Source organism: Thermodesulfobacteriota bacterium, assembly GCA_039028315.1.
GTDB lineage: Bacteria > Desulfobacterota_D > UBA1144 > Nemesobacterales > UBA2774 > CR02bin9.
The window spans coordinates 1-2270 of record JBCCIH010000257.1; the positions used below are offsets into that span (position 1 = coordinate 1).

Here is a 2270-nt window from a genome sequence, read left to right on the forward strand (position 1 = left end):
ACCCTCAGGGCTTAAGTACGGCATTGTGTGGGACTCCCAGTTGCTCCATTTTGCGTCATTAAACGCCTCGACCGCCTCCCCCATGTCTTTATAATAAGGAGGACAATAAGCATGAAAAAGATCGTCTTTTCCGACAGCCACCGGGTTAGGATTACCGGTATCGCCTTTAATTTCCGGGGTGACAAATCTAAAGCCGAGTCCTTTGTTAAATGGCGTCCCGCCTAGCATAAACATGCTGGCAAAACCGCTAAACAGCCATCCTCCCAGTCCAAGGGTCTGGAGCGTAAGAACCATATTCTGTCCCATAAATGCTTGCTCTGCAATGTAACCGTTAGCAAACCTAAGTTCTGCCTCAACCAGCGGCATACGCTTTCCTTTATCCAAGAAACCACTCTCCAGCCAGCGGTCAGTTCCTGGAAGTTTTAGGTTATGTAGTTCATCAACAAAATTAAACCTGTGATCAGGTCTCATATAAAAGAATAGAAGGTTAATAATACATGCAGATAAATCTGTAACCGGCATAAATAAAGTAGTACCCGGTTTATTCACATTCCAAAGGTTGTGCCCTGCAAGACCAGGGGGTTTTGAAGGGAGATCGGCCCTTTTGTCTTCAAGCTTGATTCTTGATTCTCTAAAGAGCTCTAAAATTTTATCTACCCTCTTGTCACGACTAAGCCCTTCAAGGCCTCTAAATTCATGAGCCTCTTTGTCGTGCATTTTTACCATGTAAGTGCCATCGTCATTGGTATAGAAAAGCTCAGTTCTGTGCACATCTCCAAGAGCAGGGATGGTCTTACTTGTGAACTGCATCTCTAAATCAAGACCAACATGAGGAGGAAAATCCGAGAGGTTAATATTTTTTATTCCGAGCCCGTTCCAAACTATGAGCGCCTCTTCAAGCTCTGAAAGTGGGACCGGATCGTGCTTTGATTTATATTTAAGCGGGCCCTTTTCGATTTCCATACCAAGACCAAATCTTCTTGATCTCCTCTCGAAAAGTGCGTCCATGAATTTGTAATCTACGGTAACGTCTAACCCTGGTGGATAATCTCCCATATTCTCGTTTCTCCTTTGAAAATGTAGAATTGTAGTTTAGCAAATAACGCTTCCTTAGCCAAATTAAATAAGTGGCTAAGAAATATTTGTAGAAACCCCGCTGTTCATCTCTTATACTTAGAGCGTATGACAAATAGAAATATAAACCTGAGTATCGCAATTATAGCTACAGCGCTCTTTTTAACCGGGTGTGCCGCCGGACAATACGGCAGCCAGCAAGCACCACCCATACCTACTACGCAAGCTGGGCCCGACGGTGTGATCATTGCAGTAAGTCCTTCTTACTGGCCATGGACACCAAGAAATTTAGGCGATTATGTAACCCCGTATTATGTAAAAGTGACCAACAATTCTAATAAAACTATTATTTTGGATTATAAGGACATTGTCCTCTTTGACCAGTTTAAAACTCAGTACACGCCGCTATCACCTGACACTGTAGCTAATATTTTTAATTCCGGCACTGGAACCACATACTCGGGAGGAGGATACTCTTATCCGCGGCTATCCGTCGGTGTAGGCTTTGGATTCGGAGGCGGATACGGCAGACGTTACGGCTACAGAGGATACAGAAGAGGATATTATGGACCAAGGGTAGGAGTATATGGATATGCGCCAGTTTATTATTACCCACCTCCGGCCACATATTACTCAAGACCGGTTGATACTTCAGATATATTGACTCAGGCCCTGCCATTAGGCCCGGTTCACCCAGGGGCAACTGTTACAGGGTTTTTATACTTTAGAGATACGATCGCTCAGGCAGCACAGGTAACTCTAGACATAGGCTACAATACTGAGGGAAGTACAAAAGAAAATGTTCTGAGCTTTCCTTTTGATTTAACTTTGCAGAGAAATTAATTCTTTTCTTCCTGAAAATACATTATTAAGAAAAGCGCTATTACATATATCATCTGACTGCCAACTACTCCCCATTCCTGGAGTAATGACATTCCAAATATTAGAGTGGTCATTAATAAAAAGCCTATAACAAGTCCGAACTTCAACTGAAAACCGGTGATTAAAATTATTCCTACCAAAAGTTCAATAAGAGGTATTGCATAACCTAAAAGTCTGACAGAGAAAGCTGGAAGAGATGTCTCGCTAAAATTATCTGCCATGCCGTCTGCGAACCCGACGTAGTCTCCAAAAACCCTTACAGCGCCGTGCATCAAAAAGTTTACTCCGGTTGCCAGGCGAAGAAGAAAAATAGC

At 43.0% G+C, this 2270-nt stretch carries 3 protein-coding genes; 1 reads left to right on the forward strand and 2 read right to left on the reverse strand.

The genetic code is table 11. The features are described 5' to 3' along the window. A partial coding sequence (locus AAF462_11685) for a hypothetical protein (GenBank protein MEM7009783.1) occupies nucleotides 1-1056 on the reverse strand: 1056 nt, incomplete at its 3' end. A 126-nt stretch (nucleotides 1057-1182) separates the two neighbouring features. Between AAF462_11685 and AAF462_11690 the strand changes: the two genes are divergently transcribed. Next, the gene (locus AAF462_11690; protein MEM7009784.1) at nucleotides 1183-1917 is read left to right on the forward strand and encodes a hypothetical protein; all 735 of its coding nucleotides are present in this window, start codon (nucleotides 1183-1185) and stop codon (nucleotides 1915-1917) included. Here AAF462_11690 and AAF462_11695 read toward each other — a convergent pair. Further along, a partial coding sequence (locus AAF462_11695; protein MEM7009785.1) for a DoxX family protein occupies nucleotides 1914-2270 on the reverse strand: 357 nt, incomplete at its 5' end. The genes AAF462_11690 and AAF462_11695 overlap by 4 nt on opposite strands.

Excerpts from the sequence above, each read along its gene's own strand:
- AAF462_11690 (MEM7009784.1), top strand. The coding sequence starts at position 1,183 with ATGACAAATAGAAATATAAACCTGAGTATCGCAATTATAGCTACAGCG.